14 protein-coding genes are annotated in these 15,603 nt (G+C 58.1%); 7 read left to right on the top strand and 7 right to left on the bottom strand.

The genetic code is table 11. The features are described 5' to 3' along the window. Positions 1-28 precede the first annotated feature (28 nt). From LAO20_09685 to LAO20_09670, 4 genes are all read right to left on the bottom strand, one after another. Positions 29-1,570 (bottom strand): nitronate monooxygenase, encoded by a 1,542-nt coding sequence (locus LAO20_09685; GenBank protein ID MBZ5531690.1) that lies wholly within the window; start codon positions 1,568-1,570, stop codon positions 29-31. Positions 1,571-1,672: 102 nt separating this feature from the next. After that, positions 1,673-2,230: a LemA family protein gene (locus LAO20_09680; GenBank protein ID MBZ5531689.1), complete on the bottom strand. Its 558-nt coding sequence runs from the start codon at positions 2,228-2,230 to the stop codon at positions 1,673-1,675. A gap of 101 nt (positions 2,231-2,331) precedes the next feature. Next, on the bottom strand, positions 2,332-4,266 hold the full coding sequence (locus tag LAO20_09675) for a M48 family metalloprotease (protein ID MBZ5531688.1): 1,935 nt from the start codon (positions 4,264-4,266) through the stop codon (positions 2,332-2,334). Between the two features lie 216 nt (positions 4,267-4,482). Then, entirely contained in the window at positions 4,483-4,854 is a 372-nt protein-coding gene (locus LAO20_09670) for a VOC family protein (protein ID MBZ5531687.1), read from the bottom strand. Positions 4,855-4,959: 105 nt separating this feature from the next. On the opposite strand from LAO20_09670, the gene LAO20_09665 reads away from it, so the two are divergent. Next, a complete protein-coding gene (locus tag LAO20_09665; GenBank protein MBZ5531686.1) occupies positions 4,960-5,964 on the top strand; it encodes a S9 family peptidase in 1,005 nt (334 codons plus the stop codon). A 266-nt stretch (positions 5,965-6,230) separates the two neighbouring features. Then, positions 6,231-7,193, top strand: a complete 963-nt coding sequence (locus LAO20_09660; protein ID MBZ5531685.1) for an IS1595 family transposase — start codon at positions 6,231-6,233, stop codon at positions 7,191-7,193. Between the two features lie 11 nt (positions 7,194-7,204). Here the strand turns inward: LAO20_09660 and LAO20_09655 are convergent, their stop codons facing one another. After that, positions 7,205-7,402: a hypothetical protein gene (locus LAO20_09655; GenBank protein MBZ5531684.1), complete on the bottom strand. Its 198-nt coding sequence runs from the start codon at positions 7,400-7,402 to the stop codon at positions 7,205-7,207. Between the two features lie 74 nt (positions 7,403-7,476). On the opposite strand from LAO20_09655, the gene LAO20_09650 reads away from it, so the two are divergent. Next, entirely contained in the window at positions 7,477-8,451 is a 975-nt protein-coding gene (locus tag LAO20_09650) for a hypothetical protein (protein ID MBZ5531683.1), read from the top strand. A 465-nt stretch (positions 8,452-8,916) separates the two neighbouring features. Here the strand turns inward: LAO20_09650 and LAO20_09645 are convergent, their stop codons facing one another. Both LAO20_09645 and LAO20_09640 read right to left on the bottom strand, forming a co-directional pair. Next, positions 8,917-10,149: a tetratricopeptide repeat protein gene (locus LAO20_09645; protein MBZ5531682.1), complete on the bottom strand. Its 1,233-nt coding sequence runs from the start codon at positions 10,147-10,149 to the stop codon at positions 8,917-8,919. Positions 10,150-10,221: 72 nt separating this feature from the next. Beyond that, positions 10,222-12,723, bottom strand: coding sequence for an endonuclease MutS2 (locus LAO20_09640; protein ID MBZ5531681.1), 2,502 nt, complete (start codon positions 12,721-12,723; stop codon positions 10,222-10,224). 159 nt (positions 12,724-12,882) lie between these two features. Here LAO20_09640 and LAO20_09635 point away from each other — a divergent pair, with 159 nt between their 5' ends. The 4 genes from LAO20_09635 to hemB all read left to right on the top strand — a co-directional run bounded on the left by LAO20_09635 (position 12,883) and on the right by hemB (position 15,510). Next, positions 12,883-13,512, top strand: a complete 630-nt coding sequence (locus LAO20_09635; GenBank protein MBZ5531680.1) for a hypothetical protein — start codon at positions 12,883-12,885, stop codon at positions 13,510-13,512. Positions 13,513-13,733: 221 nt separating this feature from the next. Beyond that, complete coding sequence (locus tag LAO20_09630; protein ID MBZ5531679.1) at positions 13,734-13,991, top strand: AbrB/MazE/SpoVT family DNA-binding domain-containing protein; 258 nt, start codon at positions 13,734-13,736, stop codon at positions 13,989-13,991. Further along, positions 13,988-14,386 carry a PIN domain-containing protein gene (locus LAO20_09625; GenBank protein MBZ5531678.1) on the top strand — a complete coding sequence of 133 codons (399 nt, stop codon included), beginning with the start codon at positions 13,988-13,990 and terminating at the stop codon, positions 14,384-14,386. The genes LAO20_09630 and LAO20_09625 overlap by 4 nt, the downstream gene beginning before the upstream one ends. A gap of 50 nt (positions 14,387-14,436) precedes the next feature. Continuing rightward, on the top strand, positions 14,437-15,510 hold the full coding sequence (gene hemB / locus LAO20_09620; protein ID MBZ5531677.1) for a porphobilinogen synthase: 1,074 nt from the start codon (positions 14,437-14,439) through the stop codon (positions 15,508-15,510). The last annotated feature ends 93 nt before the right edge of the window (positions 15,511-15,603 follow it).

The following is a 15,603-nucleotide window of genomic DNA, read 5'->3' as shown; positions in this document are numbered from 1 at the left end:
GGCAAATGGAAATTAGCAAATGGCACAGCTAAAGCAAAACCGCGAGAGAAACATTCGAATCGCGGCTGTTAGGGTCAGCTTGAGCTGGGCTAATTGCTAATTGCAACTGCTGAGTGCTCATCAAGCGTTCATCTGCGAGAATCTGCGGCACGTTTTCCAGGAGCTTCCCGATAACGTCTTCCGCGTGGTATGAAGATTTTCCAGCGGGCAGGAACCGCGCAATATGCTTCAAGTCATCGCCAGACGTAATCAGGCCCTGCTCCACGTACCTGCCGTTTCGGATCTGCGCGTGTCCGATGTTGGCCACCAGAGCGTTGCACAGGCATTTTCTCCCTGCCGTGTTATCCGGTTTGCCGCCCTTGGACAGGTACAGCGTGACCGGCTCACCCGGACAGCGGTAATCAATCTTGCCGTCGGCGGCGCGGAAAGCTTCACGCAGAAATCCCAGGTCACAGATACGCGGCCGGGCGGAGTAAACCTCCGCGTCTGACAGCGTGCTTTCCAGTTGGGCAATCTTGAAGGGAAAGCCGGTGGGTGACGCCAGAGGATCGGTGAATACCTTCGCCTCTCCGCGGATGGCTTTTTTCAGCAAGGCCTGCTTGTAGTCGCTGCGCAGTCCTGATTCGTCGCAGAATGCAAACGCCGTACCCACTTGCACGCCTGCCGCGCCGGCGTCCAGTGCTGCGCGCACTTTCTGCGGCGATCCATATTCTCCGGCCAGCCAGAAAGGCAGGCCCAGCTCGCGGATTTTGTCCAAGTCAACGGAGTCGCGTTCTCCGTACACCGGCTCGCCAGCATCATTCAGCTGCAGCTTGCCGCGCGGTGGCGCGTTGTGCCCGCCCGCGGTGGGACCTTCAATCACAAATCCATCCACGCGGCCGTTGGCTTTCTTGACCATGGTGGTGGCCAGCGTGTTGGAAGCGATGATCGCCAGAAACCTGGGACGCACCAGCGGAGGCAATTCGCGTTCCATGAAGTCGCGAGGCACAAACGTCATGGTGGTATCGTCGTCGGCCTGCGCACCGGTCACGTAAAGCTCGTAGTTGGCAGGCTGGTGGCGGGCAAGCTGGTCAAGCACGCCGGGAATCTTGAGCGGTATGCCCGCGCCCATCAGCACGTATTCCACTCCGGCGAGCATGGCGCCATAGAGCGAAGGCAAGTGCGGCATCTGGACTTTCTCCAGATAGTTGATGCCCACGGGATTCGAGTGCCCCACGCGCGCCAGAAACACTTCCACAAAGTTGGCGACGATGCACAACTCCCGCAGTTCGCGAGAACTGTCCTTGGAGTGCATGGCCAAAGTTCTGTACGACGCGAGCTCAGGTTTGCCGCCGGCAACGTAATACGTTTGCCAAATGCGCTCCGCCATGGCACGAAAAGGAAAATGGTCGAGCGCGTAGCGAATGTTCCCGCCGGGGTCGCCATCTTGCAGACGCCGCGCCATGATCTGGTCCAGCGCGGTCCCGGAAACAACGCCCAGCTGGCCAAGCCGCGAAACCGCGCGCGCCAGCCGCCAGTCAGAAACTCCGGCGCCCATGCCGCCTTGAATGATGATTGGATCATTGCTCATGCTTCTATTCTGGCAGTCTTGGCTGCGCGTGATTGTCAGAGTTGGGTAATAGAAAAGTGTGAGCTTGATCACATAACGAGTGAGATATGCCCTGGGAAATCGCTACACCTTCACCTGCACATTGGCCCGGTCACCCGCCTCCGCGGCGAACAGACTCTGCGGATTAAACCCGAATGCGCCCGCCACCAAGTTGCGGGGAAATTCCGCGATCGCCGTGTTCAACTGCCGCACGGTCTCGTTGTAATGCTGGCGGGCGAAGGCGATGCGGTTCTCGGTGGACGTCAGCTGCTCCTGCAGCAAGAGGAAATTCTGTGAGGCTTTCAGCTGCGGGGATCGCTCGACGACGGCGAACAGGTTGCCGATGGCGCCGCCGAGCGCCATCTCCGCCACCGCGCGCGTAGCGATGTCAGCGCCAGCTTGCATGGCGGCGCTGCGCGCCTGGGTCACCGCTTCCAGCGCCTGCCGCTCATGACCCATGTAGCCTTTCACTGACTCCACCAGGTTAGGCACCAGGTCATGGCGGCGGGTGAACTGGACGTCAATATCGCTCCAGGCACTGCGCGCGTTGTTGCGCATGGAGACCAGACGGTTGTAGGTCCGCAGCAGGACGAACAACAGAAGAACAGCCACAGCAACAATCGCAATCAAACCAACCGAGATATCCAAGAGTTTCTAGACCTCCAACTCTCACTCTGAACGTTCAGACCAGGACTATTTAACTTTCGCTTTTCAATTCCGGCGATTTTGGCAATCTCCCCGACTCACCTTCTCGCTTTATTGATCGCGGTGATCAAGTCGCCCACAAACTTCGCGAACCCTTGCGCGATCGCCACCCAATCCTGGGCAAAGGCCCAATGGATCACCGTCAGCCACAAGGTCAGGAACAACAGGTTCAACATGATCATCAGGGCGATGGCTACCAGCATCATGGCGCCGGCGGCGGCCATCAGTGGGGCCAGGACCAGATACATGATGAAGAGAAAGATCCTCAGTCCCCAGCCGTAGCCGCGCACGGGAGCGACCATGGTTGCGCCCATCTTTTGCAGCCGCTTGGCGCGCTTGCTGAGCGGGGGATGAAACGAGAGAAAACTGTGCGTCTGCAAACCGGACTTGCCGTGACGCGGGCCTCTCTGTTCGCGGACGTCGCGCAGTGCGCGGATGCGGGCGATGGCCGCGCGGTCGCCTTGTTGCGCCAGAAGAATGTCATTGGGGTTGGGCATGTTGGGTAGCCCCATGCCCGGATCGCCGCCCATGATCTGCGCAAACGCTGCCATGCGGACCGCGGCTTGCGCGTTGCCGGTGGCTGCGGCCATGCCCACGGACAACATTTCCTGGCGCACCGAGGGCCACTCGCCGGGGAACGCCGCAGGCGACGCCACAGCAGCGTTCTCTCCCGTGACAGCAGCGCTGCCCGCTGCTGAACCAGTAGCTTTCCATGCCGCAATGGCCTTGGCCATTTTTTCCTGCGAAGGCTGCAGACCGCGCAGGCTGGAATCGCCGGAAGGATTCACGGCAAAAAGATGCGACGCCCACTCGCCGCCCTCCATCACGTTGTTGTCTTCACTCAGGCGCTGCAGCGCGCGGGCCAGCGCGTCCGGGTTGCGGGTAAGCTCCACCGCGCCGGCGTCGCCCAGGTAGCGGCGCGTCCGCCACAGCAAAGCCATGCACGGGCCAAGGCAGACGTTCAGGAAGAACCACAGCGTGATCTCCACCGCCACGTTGGTGAACTGCATGGGGAAAAAGAGCAGGCGGAAGAATTTGCGGATAATCCCAGGATTCTCTTTGCTGAAGAAGCGGTTGATGTCGGTGGAGTCCACGTCGAGCGTGTCAGAGAGCATGGCGGCGACTTCGGCGGCGTCGGCGGCGCGGTCCGTACCGGAGCGGCGGCTGAAGGCGTAGCCGATGATCCGCCACAACACGCTGCGCGACTGGCTGCCAAAAGGCGCGTTGATCAGCGTAACGATCATCCCGCAGGTTTCAAATACGCTGGTCACCGTAAAGGCGATACGCAAGTCGCCGTTGCCGATGGACGCCACCTGCGCGGCCAGCACAGCCTGCAACTGGTCGCGGTCCAGGTCGTCGAGCAGGCGGCGCGAGATGACGATGCGCGCGTCCTGGGCTGAAGTGCCGATGGCCGCCGCGTTGGCCCCGGCGGAATCAATCAGCATGACCTTGGGCGCGGGCAGACCGGCGGCAATGGCCATCTCCTGCACCACGTCAGCCAGTTGCAGCTCTTTCAAATCGTTCTGATTGGGTTCGCGCGCGCCCAGGCTGGCCAGCGTGCCGCCTACGCCGCCGTGGCGGAAGAGCATCTGCATTCCCATCCACAAAACAAACGCCAACACCATTCCCGGCAGCAGGGTAAGCGCCAGGCCAATGGCGATTTCCTGCGGGTCCACCGAGCCGCGCTGGTTGATGAGGTAGTCGGCAACGCGAACGAAGAGCTGGGCCAGCCCGTTCAACGTCTGCCAGAACTCCGGCGGCAAGGGCGAAAAGCGGTTGATGATCTCCGCCGCCAGCAGCGTCACCGCATAGAGCAGCGGGGTAAGCACCAGGGTGAGGGGAATACCCATGACGAACGCAGCAAACACGCACAACGCGGACATGCGCCATGTGGCGCGGCGATTGCGCTTCTGCGCCTTGAAAAACGCTTCCGGATCGCGGGGAGCAAATGATTGGACGACTGGGGCACTCATGTGGCGACGAGATTAGCATTTGCGTTAACCATGGACAAGCGAAGCCGCAAGATTTTGCCGCAGATTTTCGCGGATAACGCAGATAAAGAACTAGCAAATAGCAATTGGCAACTAGCAAAAACTGCACTGTTCACTCCAACGCGCTTTGGCTTTCGCTTTCCAACCTGATTCATCCGCGAGCATCCGCGAAAATCCGCGGTAAGTTTCCCCGCACACTCACTTTACCGGCTCATTAAACCGGAGCTTGTTACCGAACGGGTCCAGCAGGTCCATGCCCAGCGTGTCCCACGGTGTCTCCTCCACGTGGGGACGGTAATATCTATAGTTCTTGGCGGCCAGTTCGGCGTGGAACTCGCGGACGCCCTGCATGAGCACGTACACGCACGATCCCGGTGTGCCGTCGCCATAGTGTTCGCTCAGATGAAACACCAGATCTCCGCGCGAGACCCCCATGTACACCGGCGTGTTCGGTTCAAAGGTATGTTCAAAGTCCAGGTTGAAGCCAAGATAGCCCAGATAAAACTCCTTGGCTTTTTCCACGCTGAACATGCGCAGCGTGGGAATCGTCCGGGTAAAGATGATGGCCATGGGCGCTCCTTTGTTAGAATCGCTCGGGTTACGGTGCGGTTCGGTCTGGCATTTCTTGCATCTTAATTCTCTATAAGACGTGGCGATAAGGCATCTGACATCTCTATGCGAAAGTTTTTGTGCTGCTTCCCGGGCGTCCTGGCCCTGCTGCTGAGCGTATGCGCCGGCGGCCGGGCGCAGTCCAGCGCGCCGGACTATGACGAAATGGCTGCCCATTATTCCTATTTCACCGGCGGGCAACTCAACATCCGCGAGTTCAACGTGGAGATGCGCGACAAAATCCTGATCACGGACATCGTATATTCCGGCACGGGTGAAGACCACGTCCCGGCGTATCTGGTGATCCCGCACGGCAGCGGCCCCTTCCCGGCGATCATCTGGGGCCACTGGATGCAGCCGGGATCGCGCCTGAGCAATCGCGAAGAATTCCTGGATGAAGCGGTGGCCCTGGCGCACTCCGGCGTGATGTCCCTGCTGATTGACGCGCCCATGGTCCGGCCGGGATGGACGGAAGAATCAGCCAAGGAAGATGCCTGGCGCTGGGCGGTGCAGTACAGTGAGACTGACCGGCAGCAGATCATTGATCTCCGCCGCGGGGTGGAGGTGCTGCTGACCCGCCGCTATGTTGATCCGCACCGCATCGCCTACGTGGGCCACAGCTACAGCGCGCACCTGGGGGCCATCCTGGCGGCGGTGGAGAAGCGCATCGGCACGTTTGTCCTCATGGCCGGCACGTACAGCGACGAAGAAGACGTCCGCAACGCCAAGGACAAAGACAGCGGCCTTTTCCAGTGGCGCGAACGCATGGGCGCGGACAAAGTGGAACAATACTTCCACGACTACGCCTGGGATGACCCCGCCAACTTTCTCGGCCACACCGACGGCAAGAGCATCTTTCTTCAGTTCGCGGTGAAGGACAATGTCACCCGCGAGCAGGCGACGAAATACCTGAACGCCTACAGCGCCAAAGATAAGAAGATGGAGTTCTACGACTCCGGCCACGCCCTCAACGCCGCCGCCCGCCTAGACCGCGACCGCTGGCTGCAACAGAAGTTGCATTTCAAGGGGCTGGATGAGAAGGCGATTGGGGAGATCAGGCAGTTGAGGTAGTTTTTTCTGAAATCCCGAATCCCGCGTCAGCGGGTGAGGGAGCCCTACCCCTCCCTGTTCATCCCAATATCTAAAGAACTTACGCGACGCATCCCAACGGCGTGCCTTTCAGAAGCACTCCAGGAGTGCCGGTTCTCAATCGTCACTCTTGGCAATTTCGGCGATTTTGGCAATCTCATTGGGATCCCCCCACCCCTTCCTATTCATCCCAATGGTCGGTTACAACATACTTGACTCATGCGAACAAAAGTGCTATGCTTTTTGACATGACAGGCTATGTGAAAGAACCGAAAACGCTCCAAGAAGCGATCACCTATTTCAGCGATCTGGACAACTGCCTTGCGTATCTGGCGAAGAAACGCTGGCCCGATGGCGTGGTGATCTGCCCCACTTGCGGCGGTAAGCAAGTCCACTATCTCTCGACGCGCCGTCTTTGGCAGTGTGTCAACGAACACAAACGGCGGCAATTCAGCATCAAGGTCGGAACAATCATGGAGGACAGCGCAATCGGCCTCGACAAATGGCTGGCGGCAATGTGGATGATCTGCAATGACAAGAACGGGATTAGCTCTTACGAACTTCACCGTTGCTTGGGAGTCACGCAAAAATCCGCTTGGTTCATGGCCCACAGAATCCGGCTTTCGTTGCACAAAGAACCCTTGGGAAAACTCTCCGGGCACGTCGAGGCAGATGAAACCTTCATCGGCGGTAAGGCCCGGTTCATGCACAAGGACAAGAGGGAAAGAATTAACAGGCGCGGGTTCGGCGGCAAGACCGTTGTAGTCGGAATCCTTGAGCGTGGCGGCGAAGTGCGAACGGAAGTTACGCCTGACCGCGAACGCAACACGCTGCAAGCTCTTGTCAGGCAGCACGTCCAACCCGGCTCTTATCTGTCCACGGATGATTGCAAGAGCTATTGGGGACTCCATGCCGACTACATCCACCAGATCGTTGACCACGCTGAAACCTACGTGAGCGGACAGGTGCACACGAATGGCATGGAGAACTTTTGGAGTCTCTTTAAGCGCGGGATTAAGGGGACTTACGTTAGCGTCGAACCTTTTCATCTTTACAGATACCTTGACGAACAGATGTTCCGTTTCAATAATCGTGCGACCAAAAAGCAGTTCATTGGCGACGGTGACCGTTTCCGCATGGCAGTCTCGCAGATTTGCGACAAACGCCTAACCTACGATCAGTTGACGGGTCGCAGAGCGGAGCAACCCTGAGCGGAAACGCTTTAAACCTCGCCGCCAGAATCGCGGGAAGGGCCGCGTTCGCTGGTTTTAGCGCGTTTCTTCCTGGCCTTTTGCTTTTTGTCTTTGGCGATTTTGCGCTGTAGTTCCTTAGCGGGAACAGCTAGGAGTCGCGTCATGGCGCGGTCAAACGTGCCGAATTCATCAGCGTTTTTCGGCTCGTATTTTTCGGGGACTTTCATTGCAGGTACTACTTGCATAATAAACCTCTCTTGTTAAAATTGCGCGTCTATATCCCAAGTAAAAGGCTAGTTCCATGCCAGATCAAAACAGCGGCGACACACCAGCCGGGGATGCCCACCAAGATTCTTTTTCTAAGCCTCCACTTCAACCCGCTATACAACAAAACGAAATGAGAGAAGATTCCAAGTGCGGAACCAACGAGAAAGAGAATGCAACCGTAAAGCTTGAGCGGGACATAAAAAAGGGCGAGATATGGCTTATAGGCATTAATGGTGCTCTGCTGATAACTACCATCGTCATTGCCTGCATTTACAACGGCCAACTCAACCAAATGCGCACTGCCACCGAAGCCGCGACAAAAAGCGCGAATGCCGCCGATGCCACCTTGAAAGAAATTCGCCAGGGAAGTGCCGATACTCACACCTTGGCGGTCGCTGCTGATACTCAATCCAAGCAAGCCATCGAGCAGACTAAGAAAATGGGGGAGTCGCTGGCGAAGACGGACAAACTCATTGGAGCTACAAGTGACCTTGCCAAAGAAGCCAAGCGATCTGCGGACACTGCTCATGCTTCTGTAACTCTGGCCCGCGAAAACTTTGCCCGCGATCAGCGACCTTATCTTTGGTTCAAGCCGGACTCCCCGAAGTTTGAGGATGGAAAGCCCGTTTCCTGGAACGTGCATATCGTCAACTCCGGTCGAACGCCCGCTATCAATGTAAGAAACTGCATCACTATTTGGTGGGCGAAAGAACCCATCAAAGAGGAAGAAGTGACTGAGGAACGTATTGACGCTCAATGCTCCAAGCTGACCCACCATTCCACGGCACCCGTATTGCCGGGAAATGACATGTTCGTAACCGTTTTGACGACTGATACATTCTCTGGTGATTCTCTCAAGACAGCCAGAGATAGAGATGCCACGCTGCTCGTAACGGGCCGCGTAGCTTACCGTGACACTTTTGGGAATGAGTACAGCAGCACTTTTTGTGGCATACATCTCGCTTCGGGAGCGACTGCTACGTGCGCCAGATACAATGAAATAAAGTAAAGCAAGCAAAACCAATAGCCCTGTCACGGCAGCCCCAGTGTGCGCGAATCCAACACATGAGTCAAGTATGTTGTTACCCAATGGTCCCAATAAACAAAGGACTTAGCGGCGAGCCATCCCAATGGGGTCCCATTCGAATCGGCTGCGGGGCACAGGCTCCTTGCCGTGGCTGATTGCTGACTGCTGATTGCTAAGCGCTTATTTTTTCAATGATCTATGTTCTTTCACACCCTGAGGCGCACTTCATCATAGCGCATTTCTATTAGCGAATACAGCACGAAGTTGTACATCTTGACAAGTCGAAGTTGCGGAGGTGTTCATTTTCGCCCACTCGTCTTCAGTCTGTCACCCTGGGCGAAGCGCCGGCAATATGTGCTTTTATAACGGATTCAATATCAGGGTCACCAACTTCAGTTGCGCCGTATGGGCCACAGGGATTGAAAGGCGCAATCCTTTCAGCGCGCTTCACTTCTCCTCCAAGTCCTTTATAGCGGTTGCCGCTTGAGCATGATTTGGGTTCAACTGAAGGACTGCTTTTAAGTCCTGCATGGCTCGGACTTGGTCGCCTTTCGCGCGATAAACTAGGGCCCGGTTATAGAGCGCATTGGCATACTCAGGTTGCAGACGAAGGGCTTCGCTGTAATCCTGGAGGGCGCGATCATAATCGCCTTTGTTGGCATAGGCAATCCCGCGGTTGTTGAAGGCCCTTGCATAGTTTGGCCGCATGCGGATCGCTTCCGTAAACTGCTCGATCGCTCCACCAATGTCCCCTTTGTTGAGATAAATGACTCCCACATTGTTCACTGCCTCAGTAAGGTCCGGCTTCAAGCGAAGGGCGTCACGGAAATCTGCAAGGGCACGGTCATACTCGCCCCTTGCTTGGTAGGCGCGGCCTCTGGTATTGAACGCTTCAAACAATTTCGGATCCAGTTGGATGGCCTTGGTTGAATCCTGAATGGCTTGACCTAGGTTGCCTTTTCCATAGTATGCCGTTCCGCGGGCGGCATATGCTTTGGCAAAATTAGGATCCAGGCGAACACTATGGTCGGCGTCGGCGATGGCGTGATCATAGTCGCCCTTGTCGTTATACAGGATGGCGCGGTAGCTATGAGCTCCAGCGTCGTTGGGATTCACGCGAATAGCGTCATTGAAGTCCCGCATCGCCTGGTCGTAGTTGCCTTTGGCCGAATATTCGAGCAGGCCTCGATACGTGAGCGCATCGGCATAGTCTGGCTTGAGGCGAATGGCCTCAGCAAGATCTTGGATGGCACGATCATTGTCGCCTTTGAGAGCATAGGCGCGTCCCCGGTTATTGAAGGTCTCCGCCAGCTTTGGCTCCAGCCGAATGGCCGCCGCATAGCTCTGGATGGCGCGGTCATAGTCCTCTTTTTGGTGATAGGCGGCGCCCAGGTTGTTAAATGCAGAGGCTAATTTTGGATTTAGCCGGACAGCCTCATTCCAATCCTGGATCGCCCGGTCAAGGTCCCCTTTTGTTACATGGGCCATTGCGCGGAGGTTGAATGTTTCAGCATCTTCCGGCTTCAGACGGACCGCCTCAGTGTAAGACTGAATAGCTTGATCATAATCCGCTTTGGCAAACTGGGCATTGCCCTTCTTGACCCATTCATCCGCGGACTGAGACCAGGAGGTCGCAACCAGAAACAACAAGGAAAGCGGCGTCAATCTAGCAAATCGCACGGGCGTTATTTTACGACCAGGAATTTTGTTTTTCCACGGTTAATATCCGCATCGCTTGTCTCGCTTGGCGATTTACTCCCTCAGCTCCACCACCGTCGCGCCCGCACCGCCTTCGTTCTGCGGAGGCTCAGCCACGGTCGCCACGTGGGGATGCTTTTGCAGATACTGCCGCAAGGCCTTGCGCAGAATTCCCATGCCGCTGCCGTGGACGATCCTTACTCGCGCCAAGCCGGCGAGAAACGCCCGGTCCACAAACTTCTCCACTTCCTGCGTGGCCTGGTCCACGGTCTGGCCGATCACGTTGATCTCCGTAGGGGCGTTGTCGTCTTCGCGATTGAGATGCACGGAGATGCCCCGCGAGCGGGCGGCGGCCACCGGAGTTGCGCCGCGGGGAAGCGACGCGGACGAAGACGTGAACACTTCCGCGATGTCACTGCGCGGGACCTTCATCTTCATGGCGCCCATCTCGACTTCAAACGTGTTGTCGTCGACTTTGCGTTTGACCAGGGCCGTGCGGCCGAGCGACTTCAGCTTGACGGTGTCGCCTTCGGAGACGTGCTTCACCTCATGCGGACGCGCGTTGACGTCGCCGCGGTCGGCGCCGGTCTTGTGGGCGACCACGCCGGCGTCAAACTGCTCCTTGAATTCGCGGCGCAGCTTGGCCATGCGCTGCTCCGCCTGCTTGGTCAGCTTCTGCTGCGCGGCGCGGTCCTGCACGGCGTTGACGGCTTCGCGCGTCTGGTATTCAAAGTCGCGCAGGAGCGATTCCATCTTGCTTTCAAATTCGCGCGTCTTCTGCCGCTGCTCTTTGGCGCCTTCGGCCTCCAAACGCTTGAGTTCTTTTTGCAGCGCCGCGTCGCGCTCCTGGGCAACGCGGCGTTCACGCTCCAGATCGCGCAGCTCGGAATGCAGCTTGTCCAGGAACTTGCTGACGTCTTGCGTTTGCGTACCCAGCTTCAAGCGCGCGGCTTCAATGATCTGCGGGTTCAGGCCGAGGCGTCCGGCAATGTTGATGCCGGCGGACGCGCCCGGCACGCCGACTTGCAGCTCATACGTGGGCTGCAGCGTCTTCTCGTCGAAGCCGACGGCGGCATTCAGCACGCCCGTGGTATTCGCCGCGTACACCTTGAGCGACGTATGGTGGGTGGAGATCACGGTGACCGCGCCGATCCCGCGGAAATGTTCGGCAATAGCCACGGCCAGCGCCGCGCCTTCTTCCGGGTCAGTGGCCGAGCCCAGCTCATCCAGCAGCACCAGCGAATGCGTGGTGGCGGTGCGCGAAATGAAATCAATGTTGGTTACGTGCGCGGAAAAGGTTGACAGGTTCTGCTCAATGGACTGGTAATCGCCAATGTCGGCCAGCGCGGCGTCAAACACCGGAAGGCGCGCGGTGGTCGCCGGGACGGGCACACCGGCCTGGGCCATCAGCGCCAGCAGGCCAACGGTCTTCAGGGCCACGGTTTTGCCGCCGGTGTTGGGGCCGCTGATGATCAGTTGCCGGTGCGCGGAGTCCATTTCCAGCGTGAGGGGAACGACCTTGCGGCTTTGCTTCAAGCCGCCTGCCGCCCCCGCACCCGCCGGGTGCGGCGAAGCCACGCCACGAAAGTTTCTCTCTAATAAAGGATGCCTTGCGTCGCGCAGTTCCAGAAAATCTTCCGTCAGCTCCGGACGAACGCAGTCGTAGTCGAGTCCGAAGCGCGCTTTGCCGAATTGGAGTTCCACTTCGGCCATCACATCAACGGCCACGGCGATGGCGGCGGCCTGCTCGCCGATCTTCGAAGTCATCTCCTGCAGGATGCGGCGGATTTCCGCCATCTCCTCTTCCAGCAGGCGGACGAGGTCGTTGTTCTGCTCGATAGTCTCCAGCGGTTCGATGAACACCGTCTGCCCGCTCGACGACGCGCCGTGCACCACGCCGCTCACGCGCTTGCGCTGCTCGGTTTTTACCGGGATGACAAAGCGCTCGCCGCGGATGGTGACCAGTTCGTCCTGCACCGCGCCGCCTTCGGCCAGCCGGCGCAGGTAGCCGCGCAGCGACTCCTGGATCATGCGCTTCTGCTTCTCGACTTCGCGGCGGATGCGGTTCAGCTCCGGCGACGCGCGGTCGTCGAGCGTGCCGTCGGGCAGGATCTTGTTGCGGAAGTAGCGCAGCAGGTCGGTGAAGTCGGCGATTTGCAACGCCAAAGCTGACATGCTTTGCCAGCCATTGTCTTTGAGGACGGCGTCAGGAGGATGCAGCGCCATTTCACGCCACTCGGCGGCTTTGTCGGCGAGAAGGAGGATGTCGCGAATTTCCTCCAGCTCCAGCACTGCGCCGCTGATCTTCGACTTGGCCAGAAGCTGCCGGCCGTCGAACAGCCCGGAGAATTCCAGCCGTCCGCCGGCGGAAAGAAACTTTCGCGTTTCGGCGGCAAGCTGCTGCTGCTGGGCGATCCATGCGCGGTCGGCCGAGGGAACAAGTTCCGCTACGCGTGCCTTGCCCAGCGGCGAGGAGACGTAGGCCGCAAGCAGGTCGCGAAACTGGTCAAATTCCAGAACGCGCGCGGAAGAATGCTGGAGAGGCGAGGGCACCATGCAACTAAGATATTAGCTCACCGCAATATTGATTCGCTGCGATACTGGCTCACGTGATGGCAGCGGGGTACGCTATCATCCTGAAAATCATGACGGACGAAAAACCAGTTACGGACGCCGCAGCCGCACGAACCCGCATCCGCTACGAAAGGAAAGGCGATGGAAATCCACCACCCGGATGGTCCCATACACTCGAAGAAGGCTTTTGTCGTCCACATGCTCACCGTCGTCCTGGGCATTCTGATTGCCCTGGGATTGGACGGCATTGTCACCTGGATGCACCATCGCGCCCTGGTGCGCGAGGCGCGGGCCAATATTGCAACTGAATTGCGTCAAAACAAAGAAACCATTCGGAAGGCTGTGCCGGAAATCCAAAAGAGACAAGAACAGTTGCAGCAGATCATCTCGACCATCGACGACGCCGAAAAAACCCGGAAACTATCCGTGCACGCGCTGGGATACAACTTTGCCAGCTACGAGCTTTATTCCACGGCGTGGAAAACCGCTTCAGTCAGCGGGGCGGTCACCCACATGGATTACGAAGAACTCAAAGATTACACTGACGTGTACGATCTGCAGCAGGACTTCATCACTCTACAGAGCCAGGCGTTCTCGCCGGTGGGCGACTTGTCAGCTGCGATGCGAGTGCTGAATCGTGATTTGACCAAGGTCCCCCTGGAAAGACTTGAGGACATTCAACGGGAGGCGACGAAGATACTGGCCGTCCAGAAAGCCCTGGAAAACGTTGCCTATGGCCTTACTCTTGGATATGACAAAACGATAAAGTAACTCCAAAGATCTATGGCTACCGCGCTGAAAAACCACGGTACCATTGTTGGGCGAACAAGCTCTGCTAAACTTTCCCTGTTGTGGCCTTTCCCGTCACCCGCCTTCGCCGCATGCGCCAGTCTGAGCCCCTGCGCTGGCGCTATTAAAACCGCAATTTTCTAACAGCAACGGGATGGTTCGGCTTGCCCCTAAATGCACATAGGAGGTAAGATTGTCTTACCATGACTACCAAGGTTTCCACCAAAGGGCAGGTAGTGCTGCCGGGCGCGCTGCGCAGAAAGCTCGGCATCCTTGCGGGTGATCCGCTTCGGGCAAGGATCGAAGCTGGCCGCATCGTCCTGACACCGTTGAGGAAGCGGCCGCATAGAACCAAGATAGTGACCGACCCCATTACAGGCCTTCCCGTCTTAAGTGCAGGCGCCCGCGCTCCAGTGTTGAGCAGCAAGGAAGTACGCGAAATACTGGCGGATTTTCCATGATTTATTTGCTCGACGTGAACGCTCTTGTCGCGCTGGGCTTCCAGCAACACGAGTTCCACGAGCGGGTTGCTTTGTGGCTGCGAGCTAAACAATCTCTGCATCTGGCAACGTGTTCAATCACGGAACTCGGATTCGTGAGGGTCCTGGCCCAAACACCGGCTTACGGTCTCACGTTGGCCCAGGCCCGCACTTTGCTGCTTCGGCTGAAGGAATCCGCCGCCCTTCGTTTCACGTTCATTCCTGACGGCCATGACGTGTCACATCTCCCTGCCTGGGTCAAGACCGCGCGGCAGATCACAGACGGCCACCTGGCGCAACTGGCAAGAGCCAACAGCGCCGTTTTGGCTACGCTGGATAGAAAAATCGCAGGCGCGTTTCTGATCCCCGAGAGCTGATCCAGCAAGACCTAAACTCTAGTTCCCGCCTCTGCTAAACTTTCCCTGTTATGGCCTTTCCTGTCACCCGCCTTCGCCGCATGCGCCAGTCCGAGCCCCTGCGCTCGCTGGTGCGTGAAACCCACCTGGAACCCGGCAACTTTATTTATCCGCTGTTTGTCTGTCCGGGCGAGCGCGTGCGCAAAGAGATCAGCTCCATGCCCGGCGTCTGCAACCTCTCGGTGGACGAAGCGGTGAAAGAAGCGCGCGAAGCCAAGTCGCTGGGGCTGGGCGGCATCATTTTGTTCGGCCTGCCGGAGAAGAAAGATGAAGTCGCCACCGGCGCCTGGGCCGACGACGGCATCGTCCAGCGGGCCACGCGGGCCATCAAGAGCGAAGTGCGCGACCTGGTGGTGATCGGCGACGTTTGCTTGTGCGAGTACATGTCGCACGGGCACTGCGGGATCATGCGCCATAAGAAGGCGGGCGGGAACATGCCGGGACGCGTGGTAGTGGCGTCAAGGAAAGATCTGTCCAGCGCCATGACCAAAGTCGCCGAAGCCGCCGTGGCCGCCGAATACGAAATTGAGAACGACGCCACGCTCGATATCCTGGCCAAGACCGCCGTGTCACAGGCCGAAGCGGGCATGGACATCATCGCGCCTTCAGACATGATGGACGGCCGGGTGGCCGCCATCCGCAAAGGACTCGACGACGCGGGCTTCGCGAACACACCCATCCTTTCTTATGCGGCGAAATTTGCTTCGGGCTTTTACGGACCTTTTCGCGAAGCCGCCGACTCCGCGCCGCAGTTCGGCGACCGCCGGTCTTACCAGATGGATGGCGCCAATGTGCGCGAAGCCATGCGCGAGATCGCGTTGGACATCAAGGAAGGCGCGGACATGATTATGGTGAAACCGGCCATGCCTTACCTGGACGTGATCCATGAAGCGCGTCGCCGATTTGATGTGCCTGTGGCCGCGTATCAGGTGTCGGGCGAGTATTCCATGCTGCAAGCAGCGTTCGCCAAAGGCTGGCTGGACAGAGACCGCGTGATGATGGAGTCATTGCAGGCCATCAAGCGCGCGGGAGCGAGTTTGATTTTGACTTATTTCGCCAAGGACGCAGCGAAGCTTTTAAGCTAGCTGCGGATTTCGCAGATTAGCGCGGATCAAGAAGCAAATCAGCCGCGAACCAGCGCGAATGAACACGAATCTGAATTGGTTCAATCTTCATTC

It is taken from the genome of Terriglobia bacterium (genome assembly GCA_020072815.1).
In the GTDB taxonomy this organism is placed as follows: domain Bacteria; phylum Acidobacteriota; class Terriglobia; order Terriglobales; family Acidobacteriaceae; genus Angelobacter.
This window is presented reverse-complemented; position numbering and strand designations above follow the sequence as displayed.

Bases quoted from the DNA above. Each gene is read 5' to 3' on its own strand.
- LAO20_09655 (MBZ5531684.1), bottom strand. From the start codon at position 7,402: ATGAAAGTCCCCGAAAAATACGAGCCGAAAAACGCTGATGAATTCGGC.
- hemB (MBZ5531677.1), top strand. From the start codon at position 14,437: ATGGCCTTTCCTGTCACCCGCCTTCGCCGCATGCGCCAGTCCGAGCCC.
- LAO20_09625 (MBZ5531678.1), top strand. From the start codon at position 13,988: ATGATTTATTTGCTCGACGTGAACGCTCTTGTCGCGCTGGGCTTCCAG.
- LAO20_09660 (MBZ5531685.1), top strand. From the start codon at position 6,231: ATGACAGGCTATGTGAAAGAACCGAAAACGCTCCAAGAAGCGATCACC.
- LAO20_09650 (MBZ5531683.1), top strand. From the start codon at position 7,477: ATGCCAGATCAAAACAGCGGCGACACACCAGCCGGGGATGCCCACCAA.
- LAO20_09685 (MBZ5531690.1), bottom strand. From the start codon at position 1,570: ATGAGCAATGATCCAATCATCATTCAAGGCGGCATGGGCGCCGGAGTT.
- LAO20_09670 (MBZ5531687.1), bottom strand. From the start codon at position 4,854: ATGGCCATCATCTTTACCCGGACGATTCCCACGCTGCGCATGTTCAGC.
- LAO20_09640 (MBZ5531681.1), bottom strand. From the start codon at position 12,723: ATGGTGCCCTCGCCTCTCCAGCATTCTTCCGCGCGCGTTCTGGAATTT.
- LAO20_09665 (MBZ5531686.1), top strand. From the start codon at position 4,960: ATGCGAAAGTTTTTGTGCTGCTTCCCGGGCGTCCTGGCCCTGCTGCTG.
- LAO20_09635 (MBZ5531680.1), top strand. From the start codon at position 12,883: ATGGAAATCCACCACCCGGATGGTCCCATACACTCGAAGAAGGCTTTT.
- LAO20_09630 (MBZ5531679.1), top strand. From the start codon at position 13,734: ATGACTACCAAGGTTTCCACCAAAGGGCAGGTAGTGCTGCCGGGCGCG.
- LAO20_09675 (MBZ5531688.1), bottom strand. From the start codon at position 4,266: ATGAGTGCCCCAGTCGTCCAATCATTTGCTCCCCGCGATCCGGAAGCG.